At 72.9% G+C, this 13,713-nt stretch carries 12 protein-coding genes; 6 read left to right on the plus strand and 6 right to left on the minus strand.

Annotation, left to right across the window (positions count from 1 at the left end):
* Together OG440_RS21200 and OG440_RS21205 are read right to left on the minus strand one after the other, a co-directional pair.
* On the minus strand, window positions 1-504 hold the full coding sequence (locus OG440_RS21200) for a glutathione peroxidase (protein WP_406008371.1): 504 nt from the start codon (window positions 502-504) through the stop codon (window positions 1-3).
* 180 nt (window positions 505-684) lie between these two features.
* A complete protein-coding gene (locus OG440_RS21205) occupies window positions 685-1,692 on the minus strand; it encodes an ArsR/SmtB family transcription factor (RefSeq protein WP_406008372.1) in 1,008 nt (335 codons plus the stop codon).
* Window positions 1,693-1,843: 151 nt separating this feature from the next.
* Here OG440_RS21205 and OG440_RS21210 point away from each other — a divergent pair, with 151 nt between their 5' ends.
* On the plus strand, window positions 1,844-3,067 hold the full coding sequence (locus OG440_RS21210; protein WP_406008373.1) for an MFS transporter: 1,224 nt from the start codon (window positions 1,844-1,846) through the stop codon (window positions 3,065-3,067).
* On the opposite strand, the gene OG440_RS21215 is transcribed toward OG440_RS21210, so the two are convergent.
* Window positions 3,048-3,482, minus strand: coding sequence for a MarR family winged helix-turn-helix transcriptional regulator (locus tag OG440_RS21215; RefSeq protein ID WP_406011411.1), 435 nt, complete (start codon window positions 3,480-3,482; stop codon window positions 3,048-3,050). The genes OG440_RS21210 and OG440_RS21215 overlap by 20 nt on opposite strands.
* A 146-nt stretch (window positions 3,483-3,628) precedes the next feature.
* Here OG440_RS21215 and OG440_RS21220 point away from each other — a divergent pair, with 146 nt between their 5' ends.
* The gene (locus OG440_RS21220) at window positions 3,629-4,126 is read left to right on the plus strand and encodes a hypothetical protein (protein ID WP_406008374.1); all 498 of its coding nucleotides are present in this window, start codon (window positions 3,629-3,631) and stop codon (window positions 4,124-4,126) included.
* A gap of 58 nt (window positions 4,127-4,184) precedes the next feature.
* Here the strand turns inward: OG440_RS21220 and OG440_RS21225 are convergent, their stop codons facing one another.
* Window positions 4,185-4,721 carry a DUF4396 domain-containing protein gene (locus OG440_RS21225; protein ID WP_406008375.1) on the minus strand — a complete coding sequence of 179 codons (537 nt, stop codon included), beginning with the start codon at window positions 4,719-4,721 and terminating at the stop codon, window positions 4,185-4,187.
* A 326-nt stretch (window positions 4,722-5,047) separates the two neighbouring features.
* Between OG440_RS21225 and OG440_RS21230 the strand changes: the two genes are divergently transcribed.
* Window positions 5,048-6,268 (plus strand): acyltransferase family protein, encoded by a 1,221-nt coding sequence (locus OG440_RS21230; protein WP_406011412.1) that lies wholly within the window; start codon window positions 5,048-5,050, stop codon window positions 6,266-6,268.
* Window positions 6,269-6,274: 6 nt separating this feature from the next.
* Here the strand turns inward: OG440_RS21230 and OG440_RS21235 are convergent, their stop codons facing one another.
* Window positions 6,275-8,659 (minus strand): FtsX-like permease family protein, encoded by a 2,385-nt coding sequence (locus OG440_RS21235; RefSeq protein ID WP_406008376.1) that lies wholly within the window; start codon window positions 8,657-8,659, stop codon window positions 6,275-6,277.
* Window positions 8,656-9,342: an ABC transporter ATP-binding protein gene (locus OG440_RS21240; protein ID WP_406011413.1), complete on the minus strand. Its 687-nt coding sequence runs from the start codon at window positions 9,340-9,342 to the stop codon at window positions 8,656-8,658. The genes OG440_RS21235 and OG440_RS21240 overlap by 4 nt, the downstream gene beginning before the upstream one ends.
* 240 nt (window positions 9,343-9,582) lie before the next feature.
* On the opposite strand from OG440_RS21240, the gene OG440_RS21245 reads away from it, so the two are divergent.
* The 3 genes from OG440_RS21245 to chvE all read left to right on the plus strand — a co-directional run bounded on the left by OG440_RS21245 (window position 9,583) and on the right by chvE (window position 13,651).
* Window positions 9,583-10,965: a sensor histidine kinase gene (locus OG440_RS21245; RefSeq protein ID WP_406008377.1), complete on the plus strand. Its 1,383-nt coding sequence runs from the start codon at window positions 9,583-9,585 to the stop codon at window positions 10,963-10,965.
* Entirely contained in the window at window positions 10,962-11,660 is a 699-nt protein-coding gene (locus tag OG440_RS21250; RefSeq protein ID WP_406008378.1) for a response regulator, read from the plus strand. The genes OG440_RS21245 and OG440_RS21250 overlap by 4 nt, the downstream gene beginning before the upstream one ends.
* A gap of 893 nt (window positions 11,661-12,553) precedes the next feature.
* Entirely contained in the window at window positions 12,554-13,651 is a 1,098-nt protein-coding gene (chvE, locus tag OG440_RS21255) for a multiple monosaccharide ABC transporter substrate-binding protein (protein WP_406008379.1), read from the plus strand.
* Window positions 13,652-13,713 lie beyond the last annotated feature (62 nt).

Genomic DNA, 13,713 nt, shown 5'->3' on the forward strand with positions numbered 1-13,713 from the left:
CTAGCCCAGCTGGCTCTCGATGGCCGCGACGACCTCGGCGGCCTCGGGCTCGGTCTGCGGGGAGAAGCGGGCGACGACGGTCCCGTCCCGCCCGATCAGGAACTTCTCGAAGTTCCAGCGGATGTCGCCGTCGTGGCCCTCGCCGTCCGCGAACCCGACGAGCCGCTCGTACAGCGGATGCCGGTCCGAGCCGTTGACCTCGACCTTCTCGGTCAGCGGGAAGGACACCCCGTAGGTGGCCGAGCAGAACTCGGCGATCTCCTCGGCGGTGCCGGGCTCCTGCCCGAGGAACTGGTTGCAGGGCACGCCCAGCACGGTGAAGCCCTGGGCGGCGTAGCGCTCCTGGAGCTTCTCCAGGCCCGTGTACTGCGGGGTCAGGCCGCACTTGGAGGCCACGTTCACCACGAGCACGGCCTTGCCCGCGTACTGGGAGAGCTCCGCCGAACCGCCCTTGAGGGCATCGATCCGAACGTCGAGGGGAGAGGCACCGGCATCAGTAGTCATGCCTCGGATGCTAGCCCCGCGCGGTGAACCCACCCCTTCCGGGGCGCCCCCCCGCTTCCGGTGGCGGTCGCGGCCGGCGCGGGCTCGTCGGCGGTGCGGGCCCGCCCGACCAGCCCGCCCCGCTCGCGCCGCCCGCTCAGGGCCGCCGGGACGGCTGACCGGTGGTGGCCCCCGGGACGGCTAACGGGCGCAGGCCCCGGCCAGGACGTCGCCCGCCGCGGTCCGCGAGTACAGCACCGACCGTCCCGCGCGCCGCCGCTCCACCAGCCCCGCGTCCAGCAGCACCCGAAGATGGCGCCCGACCGAGCCGAGCCCCTGGCCGGTGAGGGCGACCAGCTGGGTCGTGCTCAGAGGCGCCGCCAGGAGGACCAGCACCGCGGCCCGGCCCGGCCCCAGCAGGGCACCCAGCGCCGCCGGCACGGCGCGGGCCCGGTCCCGGTGGTCCTCGGCGAGCGCTCCCGTGCAGGGATAGACGACGGCGTACCGCTCCCGTTCGTCCCACGACACCCACCCCGTCTTCGGGGTGACCGGCACGAACACCAGCTCGGCTCCGGAGATCTCGCGGGGCGGATACTCGTGCAGGTTGACCTGAAACCGACTCTCGCCGAGCCACCGCGTCCCCGGCCGCAGCGAGTCCAGTACGGCGGCCCAGCCGCCCCGGCTGACCTGCGCGGTCCGCGCCACGACATCGGCCTCCAGGACGTGCCGCCGCCGCTCCCAGTGCGGCCGTACGCCGGTCTCCCACACGTACTCCAGCAGCCCGGCCGCCCGGTCCGGCAGGTCGTCCCGGTCCAGGGCGGCGGGCAGCGGGCCTTCCAGGGACATCCGCAGATGGGCGCGGGCCTCCGCCGGATCGGCCGCCCGTACCCGGGCCACACCCTCCTCGAAGCTCTCGCCGTCCCTCGGCGTGGGCGTGAGGAAATCGGCGATCCATCCCCCACGCTCGGATGCGCTCGCGCGGGGGGACCCCCGTCGCCCGAGCCCGGCCCGCATCAGCAGCCCGGTCACCGGGTCGGCCGCCAGCACGGCGCGGTAGCCGGGGAGACGGTCGCGCAGCCAGTCGCGCTCGCCGGGATGCGTCCCCACGCCCGCGTGCAGCAGTTTCAGGCTCGCGAAGGTCTCGGCGAGCGGCGAGAGCACGAACCGGCTGCGCGCCAGCGTGTCCGCGTTCACCTGCCACCAGCCCATGCCCCCGCGCCCCCACCCCGTGCCCGTGTCCGAGCCTGTGCCTGTGGCCGTGCTCGTGGCCGTGGCCGTGTCCGTCGCCGTACGACAGGGGACGTTTCGCGGTCCCGCGAAACAATAACCACCCCTCTACGGGCCGCCGCAGACTCCGCGCATGACCGGCCACACGTACCGACAGCTCTTCCGGACCCCCGAGTTCACGCCCCTCTTCCTTGCCGCCGCCGCATCGACCGCCGCCGGGACGGTGAGCGGGCTCGCCCTCGGCACGCTCGTCTACCGCGCCACCGACTCCCCGCTGCTGTCGGCGGTGAGCATGTTCGGCCCCTCCCTCGCGCAGGTGCTGGGCGCGACCTTCTTCCTCTCGGGCGCCGACCGGCTGCCCCCGCGGTCGGCGCTGACCGGCGTCTCCCTCGCCTTCGCCGCCGCGACGGCCGTCCTGGCGCTGCCCGGGCTGCCGGTGTGGGGTGTCTTCGCGGTCGTCCTCCTCCAGGGGCTGATCGCCTCGCTCGGCGGCGGCGTCCGCTGGGGCCTGCTGAACGAGATCCTCACCAAGGACGGTTATCTGCCGGGGCGTTCGCTCTTCAACATGCAGAGCGGGCTGATGCAGATCATCGGATTCGCCACCGGCGGAGCCCTGGTGACCACGGCGTCCCCGCGCCCTGTCCTGCTGCTCGCCGCCCTGCTCTACGCGACCGCCGCCCTGGTCACCCGCTTCGGCCTGACCGCCCGCGCGCCGCGGGCCTCCGGCCGGCCCTCGGTCGCCGTGACCCGGCGCACCAACGCCGTCCTGTGGTCCTCCCGTCCCCGCCGCCTCACCTATCTGGGTCTGTGGCTCCCCAACGGCCTGGTCGTCGGCTGCGAGGCCCTCTTCGTTTCCTACGACCCCGACGCGGCGGGCACGTTGTTCGCGTGCGGGGCGCTGGGCATGCTGGTGGGTGACGTGACCGTGGGCCGTCTCGTCCGGCCGGCCCTGCGCCCCCGTCTGGCCACTCCCCTTCTTCTGCTCCTGGCCACTCCCTACGCCTTCTTCGCCCTGCGCCCCGCCCTCCCGCTCGCCGCGGTCTGTGTCGCGCTGGCCTCCGTCGGCTTCGGCGCGAGCCTCGTCCAGCAGGAGCGGCTGATGGCTCTCACCCCGCCCGAACTCAGCGGCCACGCGCTGGGGTTGCACTCGGCAGGCATGCTCACCATGCAGGGCGTGAGCGCGGCGCTGGCCGGCGCGATGGCCCAACTCACCTCATCCGCGACGGCGATGACGGCGATGGCACTGACGTCGATCGCGGTGACCCTGGCTCTGAAGATCGCCGCGCGGACCGAAGCGGAGGGCGAGGCGGACGATCTCGGTCGGTCCGGCGTCGACGTCAGGCGTGGGGATCGGTGAAGAGTTCGGGCACCTTGTTGTCGAGGACGACACGGGCGAGCAGCGCGGCGAGCCGGTCGCGTTCGTTCGTGTTCAGGCCCGAGGGCAGGTTCTCGAGGCGGCGGCACGTCTCGTCGTAGAACCCGTGCGCGAGCCGGTCGCCTTCGTCGGTGAGCCCGACGCGGACGGCCCGCCCGTCCCGCGGATCCGGCTCGCGCCGGACCAGTCCGCGCCGGACCGTCCGGTCCACCAGCCCCGTCAGGCTCGACCTGGCGAGCCCGAGCATCTCGCCGAGTTCGCTCATGCCGTACGGCTGCGGCATCAGCACGCACAGCAGTTGGCCCTGCTGCGGGGTGAGGCCGTGGGCGCGGCTCGCCTCCGCGTACACGGTGTTCACCAGGAACGCCGACCGCACCAAGGCGGCCACGACCGCCATCTGCCCACCAGCGGTTCTCCCCATGAGGGGACAGACTAGCGGCGGGTGCCGGGACGGCTCGCCCCTCGGCCGGACGAGGGGCGGGGCGGCTCGGATGGCCGAACTCGCCCTGGTCCTAGGGTGGTCGGATGGGTTTTTTCGACAGGTTGACCGGAACCAGGCACCCCGGAAGCGGTCTCGTGCCGCGCTCGGCCGAGGAGGTCCGGGCCGCGCTCTTCGCGATCAACGGTCCGGAGGTTCCGTACCGCGTACGTGACGCGCTGACCGAGGAACGTGCCGACCTGGTGGCGGAGTGGCGGGTCCGGGAGCCCGCCTGGCACTCGCACTTCGCCCGGGTGCGGATGCGGCAGACGCTCACGATACGGATGCGTCTGCTGCCGGGGACGCACGAGGTGCGCACCGTCGACGAACAGCGTGAGGTCACATGGGTGGGCGACCCGCCCCGGCTTGCCGTGGCGCGGGAGTTCGGCCGCGGCCAGGTGACCGCGGTGTCCCGCCAGTGGGTGGTCGAGCGCGACGCCGACGGCCGCCGGCGCCTTCGGGAGACCTACCGGTTCGATCCCGCGGAGATGAAGGATCCACTGCGGGACGCGGTGCTGGCGGCGGGTTGGGTCTGGCGCGGGGTGGCGTTCGGCAGGCTGTGAGCGAAGCCGGGGGAGGGGCGAGGGGGAGGGGTGAGGGGGAGGGGCGGGGTGAGGGACTTCAGGAGTGGTGGGCGTGGGCGACGGCGTGGCCCTTGCCGCGGCCGATCATCCACTTGTTCACGGGCGTGGTGATCAGGAAGGCGATCGCGAAGCCGCCGAGCAGTGCCGCCCAGAACAGCCCGTCCGACAACTGGGCCTCCATCGCACCCGGGGTGAGCGCGACGACGGCGTTGTCGACCAGTTCCATCACGGCGATCGACACGGTGTCGGCGGCCAGCGCCACCTTGACCGCGGCCCTGAGCCCGAGGCCGGCCCGGCGTACCGCGACCAGCGTGAAGGAATAGCCGAACACGAACGCGAGAACGATCGCGACGACCATGGTCGGCACATTGCCCCAGCCGAGGGCGGTACCGATGACCATCCCGAGGATCTCGCCGATGGCGCACCCCGTGAGGCAGTGCAGTGTCGCCTGCATCGCCATCGCCCAGGAGACGTTCCCGTGCCCCGACTCGGGGGAGGCGTGATCGTCGTGCGGGGCGTGGTGCCGGTCGTGGTGACGGTCTTCGTGCGGAGGGAGGTGCTGGTCGTGGTCCATGGGTTCTGTATACCCCCCAGGGGTATATTGGGCAAGCGTCGGCCCCGACGACGAACGGAGACGAAGACGCGGCGGCTGAGGCGAGCGCGGCGGCGCCGGCACAAGCGACGGCAGGCGGAGGCTCGGAGCCGGACACGACGGCGTGACCGACGGGCTCTCCGACCTTTGACCGCGGCGGGAGGTTTATCCGGCCCGAGGGCGGTAAGCAGGGCCCCGGTAAAGGTGTCGGAGCTTCTCCCCTGCGGGTGTGGGGGCAGGGAGCACGGTCGTGTGAGAGGTGTTCTGGTCTGTCCGGGTCGCGCCAGGAGGGCACAGGGCAGGCCACACTGCCTTCGAACAGCACCCAGCCGGCACAGGCCGAGCCCCCACAGGCGGCCCAGCGCCCACAGACCGAGCCCCCACAGGCCCCGCCGACACCGGCCGCGCCGCCCCCACCGACCCAGCCGGCGGCACATGTCGCGTCGGCACACGGCCCGCCGGCACAGGCCGCGCCGGAGCACCTCACGCAGACACAGGCCGCGTCCGGCAAGAAGCGGGACGCCTTCTTCGACAACGCCAAGTACCTGGCGATCCTGCTGGTCGCCGTGGGCCATGCCTGGGAGCCCCTGCGCGAGGGCAGCCGGACGGTCACCGCGCTCTACACGCTCGTGTACGCCTTCCACATGCCGGCGTTCATCGTCGTCTCCGGCCACTTCTCCCGCGGCTTCGACGGCAGTCCGCGGCGCGTCAAGCGCCTGATCACGGGCGTGGCCGTGCCGTACGTGGTGTTCGAGGTGGCGTACACCCTCGTCACGAGGTGGACCGACGACGCCCCGGATCGCGACATCAGTCTGCTGGACCCCCTCTACCTGACCTGGTTCCTGGCCGCCCTGTTCGTCTGGCGGCTGACCGCGCCGCTCTGGCGCCTCGTGCGGTGGCCGTTGCCGCTCGCGCTGGTCGTCGCGATGCTCGCGACCCTCTCGCCCGCGATCGGCAAGGACCTCGATCTCCAGCGGGTCCTCCAGTTCCTGCCCTACTTCGTCCTGGGCCTGCTGCTGAGGCCGGAACACTTCCGGCTGGTGCGCCGCCGCGCGGTACGCGTCCTGGCGGTGCCGGTCTTCGCGGGCGCGCTGGCCCTGGCGTACTGGTCGGCCCCGCACGGCGTCCACCGCTGGTTCTTCCACGACGACAGCGCCGCACAGCTGGGCGCGCCCGCCTGGTACGGCCCCGTGATGACCCTGGCCACCTTCGGGTGTTCCACCGTCCTGGTGGCCTGCTTCCTGGCCTGGGTGCCGGGACGCCGTACCTGGTTCACCGCCCTGGGCGCGGCCACGCTCTACGGCTATCTCCTGCACGGCTTCGTCAAGCAGGTTGCCGGCCCCGCCCACTGGTACGACCACCCCTGGATCCACCAGCCGCTCGGCGCCCTCGCCGTCACCCTCGTGGCCGCCCTCACCGTCACCCTGCTGTGCACCTCTCCCGTCCGGCGGGTCTTCCGGTGGGTGGTGGAGCCGAGGGCGGAATGGGCGTTCAGGCGGAACGGCGAGGGCGGCCGCGCGGTCGCGTAGGCACGGTCATTCGGTGCGCAGGGCGGTGGCGGTGGTCGTCCTGGCGGCCCAGCCGGCCGGGAGCAGTGCGCCCGCCACCGCGATGACCAGGCCGCCCAGGGCGAGCAGGGCCAGCCCACGCGTGTCGTAGACGGCGATGTGCGAGGCGGGCAGGGTCATGCCGATGGCGTCTCCCATGAGCGGCGTGACGTAGTGGTGCAGGGCCACGCCGGCCGGGACCGCGACCGCGCCGGCCACCAGGCCGATCCCGGCGACCGAGGTGACGACCATGTTCAGGGTCTGCCGGGGTGCCATGCCCAGGGCCTTGAGGACGCCGAGGTCGTGGACGCGGTCGCGGGTGTCGAGGACGACCGTGTTGAGGACGCCCAGCCCGGCGACCACGACGAGCATGAGGGTGAGGGTCCCGATCAGCGCGTCCATGGCGGCGATCACGCTGGACTCGTCGGCGGTGTTCGCCTGCGCGACGGCGCCGAGCGGGTCGAGGTCGTCGCTCAGCGAGGCCAGGTAGCCCGCCAGGTCCGTACCCGGTTCCGTCTCCACGTCGTAGCGGCCCGGGGTCGCGTCGAGGCCGAGCGCGGCGAGGGTCGAGACCGGGGTCAGGAGTTCCATGCCCTCGCCCCCGGTGAAGAACGCCTCGCCGACGATCCGTACCGTGACGTGCCGCCCCTTCTCCGCCAGGGTCACCGTGTCGCCGACCCGGATCCCGGCGGCCTTCAGGAACCGGGTGGTGACCACGGCCTGGCCCGGCCCGTCCAGCCAGTCGCCCGAGACCATCGGGGGGCCGGCCCACGAGGCGTCGCCCTGGTACGCCACCACCGTGGTGACGCCGGTGATGCCGGACGCGCTCACCTCCGCCTGGGTCGTGCCGTAGAAGCGACCGGTCCCCTTCTGCGCGCGCAGTGCCGCGGCGATCTCGGCCGGGTCGGCCTTCGGCTCCTCGGGCCCGCCGCCCACGTGGACCGCCTGCGCGCCGGGCGGCGCCTGCCCGCCCCCCGTCTCGACGACGACCGACCCGACCGAGTTGAGCATGCGGTCCGACTGGACGGCCCCGAGCGTGAGGGCGAGCCCGACCCCGAAGGTGACGGCCGCGGCGCCGAAGACCACCGCGGCGGCCATCGTCGCCGAACGCGCCGGCCGGGTGAAGGGGCCCGCCAGTCCGAGGCTGACCGCGCGCGGCACGGGCAGGCGCCCCGTGAGCCGTCGGGCCAGGCGTCCCCGGCCGGTGCCGGGCGTACGTCCGGCGGTGATCGCCGTCACGGTGCGCAGCCGTCCGGCGCGCAGCGCGGGCACCAGAGCGGCGCAGGCGACCAGGGCGAGGGCCGCGGCGGGCACGGCGGCGTCGATCCACAGGGGGATGGACGCCGCCGGGCCGTCGAAGGCCTCGCCGACCTCGTCGAGCACGGGGACGGCCAGCAGATTGCCGACCACCAGCCCCAGGGCGCAGCCGACCGCCGCGGGGATCAACGCCTGCACGACGTAGGCCCGTACGACCTGCGCCGGGGTGAAACCGAGGGACTTGAGGATGCCGATGCGCCGGGTCGCGGCCCCCACCGCGCCGCTGACGACGATGCCGATGACCAGGACCGACAGGAGCAGCCCGAGGACACCGAAAGCGGCCAGGAACGGTACGAACGCCATCGCGTTGGCGGTCTTCTCCTGCTTGACGGTCAGGTAGGACCGAGACCCGGTGAACGCGCCCTTCGGCACCGCCCCGGTGATCGCGGCCCGGCCGGCGGCCACCTGGGCGTCCGTCCCCGCGTGAGCGAAGCGGTAGAGCATCTCGTACGCGGGGGTGGTGCCCGGTTCGGTCAGCGTCTCGGCCCGCGCCGGGGTCACCCAGGCGTCCGCCGTGCCGGTCACCGACCGGGCGACGCCGACCACGGTCAGCGTGGGGCTGCCCGGCACGTCGGGGAACGTCAGCAGCGCGCCCGGTTCGACGGGCATCGTGCCGTTGGCCACCACGATCTGGCCGGGCCCGGTGAGCCATGTGCCGGCGACCAGCTCGACCCGGTCGGCCCCGCCGCCGGCGTCGGACCGGCCGACGATCGTCACCGGTGGCAGATCGACACCCTCCGGGAGGATGTCCGAGGACGAGGCGGTACGCGCGCGTACCGACGCGGTCCGGAAGGGACCGGCGGCCGCCGTCACGCCCGACGCGTGGGCGGTCGCCGCGAGTTCGTCGGCCGTCACCTTCGCGCCGTCGAACCGCGCGGTCAGGTGGGCGCCGTGCTGTTGGGCGAAGGCGTGGTCGAAGGGGGCCCGCGACGCGACGAGCAGCCCGGCGGCGAGGACCGACGCGGTGACGGCCATCAGCGTCGTCATGATCATCACGGCGGTCTGCACCCGCCGCCGCCCGACCCCGGCGCGCACCACCCGGCCGAGGGCGCTCATCGGGCCACCGTCGCGGTGCCCCGGGCGGTTCTGGTGTCCCGCACGACACGGCCGTCCACCAGCTCGACGGTCCGGGTAGCGCAGGACGCGGCCAGACCCAGATCGTGGGTGACCAGGACGATCGTCTGCCCGGACGCGTTGAGTTCGGCGAGCAGCTCCCGGACGTCCGCACCGGAGGCGGTGTCCAGCGCGCCGGTGGGCTCGTCGGCCAGCAGCAGGGCGGGCCGGTTCATCAGGGCCCGGGCGACCGCGACGCGTTGCCGCTCCCCGCCCGACAACCTGCCGGGGTAGGCGTCCGCGTGCCGGTCGATGCGCAGGTCCGTCAGGAGACCGGCGGCCCGCACGCGGGCCTCGGCCCGGGGCATCCCCGCCAACTGGGCGGGCAGCAGCACGTTGTCGGTGACCGTCAGATCGTCCAGCAGGTTGAAGAACTGGAAGACCATGCCGACCTTCGTACGCCGGTACCGCGCCGACCCGGCCTCGCCCAGCTCGTCCACCCGCAGCCCGTCCACCGTGACACTGCCCGTGCTCGGCCGGTCGAGTCCCGCGATCAGGTTGAGCAGCGTGGACTTGCCGCTGCCGGACGGCCCGAGGACGGCGAGCGCCTCCCCGGCGGCCACGCTCAGCGTCACGTCGGCGAGAGCCGGCGGTCCCTCCCCGTACGTCCTGCTCACAGCCCGCATGTCGATGACGGGCGCGGTCGCTGCCACGGTGCCTCCAGGTTCGGTGGTCGACGGTTCGGTCCGAAGCTAGGGGCGGACCCCGGTCCGGGGCGTCGCCTGTGACGGCGAGACCGGCTGCCGTCCCGGGATGACCCGCCGGGCATGTCATCCCTGCGATGTACGCGGCGGATGTAGGCCGCCGTGCCACCGTCCACAGCGGGACGGATGTGGGGAGGGGACACGGGTTGCCACACTGTGCGCATGGGCGGGGCGGGCGGGACGGTGCGGGCGGAGATCGTGAAGCGGTGGCGCGCGGGAGCCGAGATCCTGCGGCGCCCGAGCCCGCTGCCCCGTCCGTCCCGGTGGACGTGGACGGCCGACGCGATCCTCGCCTTCGTCCTCGCCGCCTGCACGGTGGGCGCCGCCTACCGGCAGGGCGACGGCGCCGCGCCGGGTCCGCCGGTGTTCGTACCGGTCCCGCCGAGGGTGCCCGGGCCCGGCCTCCCGCGCATCGGCCCGCTTCCGGACGCGGGCATGGGGGTGATGACGCAGTTCACCGGAGCCGTCGAGCCCTGGCAGCTGGTGCTGGCCGCCCTGACCGCTCTGCCCCTGGTGGTGCGCCGGCGGTATCCGCTGTCCGCGTTCTGGGCGGTGATCGTGGCGAGTCTGCTGTTCAACCAGCATCTGCGCGGCAGCGATCCGACCCTGTACACGTTCCTGTCCTGCGTGGTCGCCGCCTACAGTGCGGCCGTCTACAGCCCTTACCGCGCGCGGGCGCTCACCAGCCTGGCCGGCGCCGCCCTCCTCGCCGTGCTGCGCGGCGACAACTTCCCGTCGTTCGCTCCCAGCCTCGTGCCGTTCCTCGCGCTGCTCGGGGTGGGACTGGGGGCCAACGCCGTCCACGTCTGGAAGCAGCGGCTGACCGCGCTGGAGGAGGAGCACGAGGCCGCCATGCGGCTGGCCGTCGACCGCGAGCGTTCCCGGATCGCCCGCGAACTGCACGACATCGTCACCCACAATGTGAGCGTGATGGTGATCCAGGCGGGCGCGGCCCGCAAGGTGATGGACACCGCGCCCGACCGGGCCCGGCAGGCACTGCTGGCCGTCGAGGCGGGCGGACGGACGGCGATGGCCGAACTGCGGCACGTCATGGGCCTGCTCACCATGACCGACGACGGGGACGGCGGCACCGGGGACGCGGCGGGGGCCGGGCGTCCCTGCGATCCGGCCGCCGGGGCCGACCTCGCGCCACAGCCGGGCCTCGCCCAGGTACCCGCCCTCGTCGAGCGGGTGCGCGAGACCGGGGTGCCCGTCGAGCTGACCGTCACCGGCACCCCGGCCCCGCTCGCCGCCGGCGCCGACCTCGCCGCGTACCGCGTGGTGCAGGAGGCGTTGACCAACACGGTCCGGCATGCCGTCGGCGGCCGGGTCCGGATCGCCGTCGAGCACGTCCCCGGAGCGGTGCACATCGAGGTGTCCGACACCGGCGGCACGTCCGCCGCGCCCGAGGTTCCCGGGGGCGGCCGCGGACTGATCGGGCTCCGCGAGCGCCTCGCCGTCTACGGCGCCACCCTCCGCGCGGGCGAACGCCCCACCGGCGGTTTCGAGGTCCGAGCCGTCATCCCCGCGGAGGAGCTCGCGTGACCCAGGAGCCGCCGCGCGTGGTGATCGCCGACGATCAGGCGCTGGTCCGCACCGGCTTCGGCATGATCCTGGCGGCGGACGGCATCGACGTCGTCGCCGAGGCGTCCGACGGGGACCAGGCCGTGGAGGCGGTCCGCCGCACGCGACCCGACCTGGTCCTGATGGACATCCGGATGCCCGGGACCGACGGCCTGGACGCCACCCGGCGGATCCTCTCCGGGCCGGTACCGCCCGAGCCGCCCCGCGTCATCATGCTGACCACCTTCGACCTCGACCGTTACGTGTACGCGGCCCTCACCGCCGGGGCGAGCGGATTCCTCCTCAAGGACGTCACCCCGGAACACCTGGTCGCCGCCGTCCGTCTCGCCCGTACCGGTGACGCGCTGCTCTCGCCGGCCATCACCCGGCGCCTGGTCGAGCGTTTCGTCACCCGCGAGACAGCGGCCTCCGCCGTCCTGCACCGCGACCTGACGGTGCTCACCCCTCGCGAGCTGGAGGTCCTCCGCTCGCTCGGCACCGGCCTGAGCAACGCCGAACTCGCCGCCCGCTTCCGGCTGAGCGAGGCCACGGTGAAGACCCACGTGGCCCGGATCCTCGCCAAACTCCGGCTCCGGGACCGCGCCCAGGCCGTCGTCGTGGCCTACGAGACCGGTCTGATCACCCCGGGAGCGGGCACCCCGGCGGGGGATCCCTAGAGCTCCTCCGGGCCCCCGCGCGGCCGGCAACCACCGGTGCCTGTCCGGCTCTTGGGTCATTTTCATACCGCATTCACAGCAACGGCCGCCGTGCTCGCGGCTGTTGCGCCCGCTCGCCCAGACCGAGGCGTTGACCAGGGCAAACACGGGATCCCGACGGGCCTCCCAAGCGTCACGGCACGGGCGGCGCCGAAGACAGAAAGCGATCTCCACCACTTTCCGGAGCCGTTTCGGTTCGCAGCGTTGACACCCCGCACACCCCCTCTTATTGTCACGCCACCATTCCGACCGCGTGACGATATTTCGAACGGCTGAAAGGCAAGTGCCCTGCGCGCCACCGAAATCAGCACATACGTGGCAGGCGCGCCCCGGCGCGGCCCGGCGTATGTACCGGTGCGCCCGGATGACGCGACCACGCAAGCCGGCGAGAGCCGCTTACAGGGCCGACCTGCCGAACAGGTCGACGAGCCGGCGGACTTCGAGGCGCCCGGGCGCCGGCCGGGCCGCCGCGTCGGGCGATCCGATCGCCGGTCGGTGCAGCGTGACCCTCCGCCTGTTCACCGACCATGAACAGGTGCGCCAGGCCCCCGACGGCCTCGCGGCCGCACGCGGATCCACGGGATCGCCGAGCGGGTCCGCGCCGCGGGGCGTACCGCTCCACCGGAGGTCCGGTCGCTACAGGGCGACCCGAACCCACCCGCACGACGCCCCCCTGAGGGGTCGGAACCCGACCCCTCGCCCGAGGCCACGCGCAAGCGGACACGGCGCTTCCCACCCCCAGGATGCCGGCCACCGCCACCGCCCCCGCCGGCTGTCCGGCAAGCTCCACCGGTTCCCCACAGCCATGACACCCCCCATCCTCTCAACGACGAGAAGAACGAGGAACGATCACCATGCGCAACCGAAGAGCCGCCCTCGCCGCCACCGCCGGAGCCGTCTCTCTCGCCCTCACCCTGTCCGCCTGCGGCCAGAGCGTCGGAGACAGCTCCGAAGGAAGCGCCAAGGGGGACACCATCGGCATCGCCATGCCGACCCAGGCCTCCGAGCGCTGGCTCACCGACGGCAAGAGCGTCGTCAACGACCTGAAGGCCGACGGCTACCAGACCAAACTGGTCTACGGCCAGGACAACCCGAAGACGCAGGTCTCGCAGATCGAGGCCCTGATCAAGCAGGGCGTCGACGCGCTGATCATCGCGGCCATCGACAACAAGTCGTTGAACGGCGTGCTCCAGAAGGCCGCCGACGCGGACATCCCGGTGATCTCCTACGACCGGCTCATCCTCGGCACCGAGAACGTCGACTACTACGTCTCCTTCGACAACGAGCAGGTCGGCCGGTTCCAGGCCCGCTACATCATCGACAAGCTCGGTCTTGAGGACGGCGCGGGCCCGTTCAACATCGAACTGTTCGCCGGCTCCCCCGACGACAACAACACCAAGTTCTTCTTCGACGGCGCGATGCACCTCCTGCAACCGTGGCTGGACAACAAGCAGTTGGTGGTCCGGTCCGGCCAGACCGCGCTCAAGGACGTCACCACCCTGCGCTGGGACGGCCCCACGGCGCAGAAGCGCATGGACGGCATCCTCGCCGACTCGTACGGGAGCAAGAAGGTCGACGCGGTCCTGTCGCCGTACGACGGCATCTCCATCGGCGTCCTGAACGCGCTGAAGAAGGACGGGTACGGCTCCGGCGGCAAGCCCCTTCCCATCGTCACCGGGCAGGACGCCGAACTCGCCTCCGTGAAGTCGATCATCGCGGGCGAGCAGTCGCAGACCGTCTACAAGGACCTCCGTCAACTCGCCGGGGTGGCCGCCGAGATGGCCGACGACATACTCAACGGCAAGACACCGAAGGTGAACAACAGAAGGGCCTATGACAACGGAGTCAAGTCCGTGCCCGCCTACCTGCTTCAGCCGACGACCGTCGACAAGACCAACTACGAGTACGTCCTGGTCGCGGGCGGCTACTACACCGACGCCGAACTCAAGTAACCGCGCCCCGGCCCCGCTCGAGCCGGACCGGTCCGGACGCCGACCACGCACGTCACGACGAC

The sequence above is a fragment of the Streptomyces sp. NBC_00637 genome, assembly GCF_045161545.1.
Classification (GTDB): Bacteria; Actinomycetota; Actinomycetes; order Streptomycetales; family Streptomycetaceae; genus Streptomyces.

Bases quoted from the DNA above. Each gene is read 5' to 3' on its own strand.
- OG440_RS21200 (WP_406008371.1), bottom strand. From the start codon at position 504: ATGACTACTGATGCCGGTGCCTCTCCCCTCGACGTTCGGATCGATGCC.
- OG440_RS21205 (WP_406008372.1), bottom strand. From the start codon at position 1,692: ATGGGCTGGTGGCAGGTGAACGCGGACACGCTGGCGCGCAGCCGGTTC.
- OG440_RS21210 (WP_406008373.1), top strand. From the start codon at position 1,844: ATGACCGGCCACACGTACCGACAGCTCTTCCGGACCCCCGAGTTCACG.
- OG440_RS21215 (WP_406011411.1), bottom strand. From the start codon at position 3,482: ATGGCGGTCGTGGCCGCCTTGGTGCGGTCGGCGTTCCTGGTGAACACC.
- OG440_RS21225 (WP_406008375.1), bottom strand. From the start codon at position 4,721: ATGGACCACGACCAGCACCTCCCTCCGCACGAAGACCGTCACCACGAC.
- OG440_RS21235 (WP_406008376.1), bottom strand. From the start codon at position 8,659: ATGAGCGCCCTCGGCCGGGTGGTGCGCGCCGGGGTCGGGCGGCGGCGG.
- OG440_RS21240 (WP_406011413.1), bottom strand. From the start codon at position 9,342: ATGCGGGCTGTGAGCAGGACGTACGGGGAGGGACCGCCGGCTCTCGCC.
- OG440_RS21245 (WP_406008377.1), top strand. From the start codon at position 9,583: ATGGGCGGGGCGGGCGGGACGGTGCGGGCGGAGATCGTGAAGCGGTGG.
- chvE (WP_406008379.1), top strand. From the start codon at position 12,554: ATGCGCAACCGAAGAGCCGCCCTCGCCGCCACCGCCGGAGCCGTCTCT.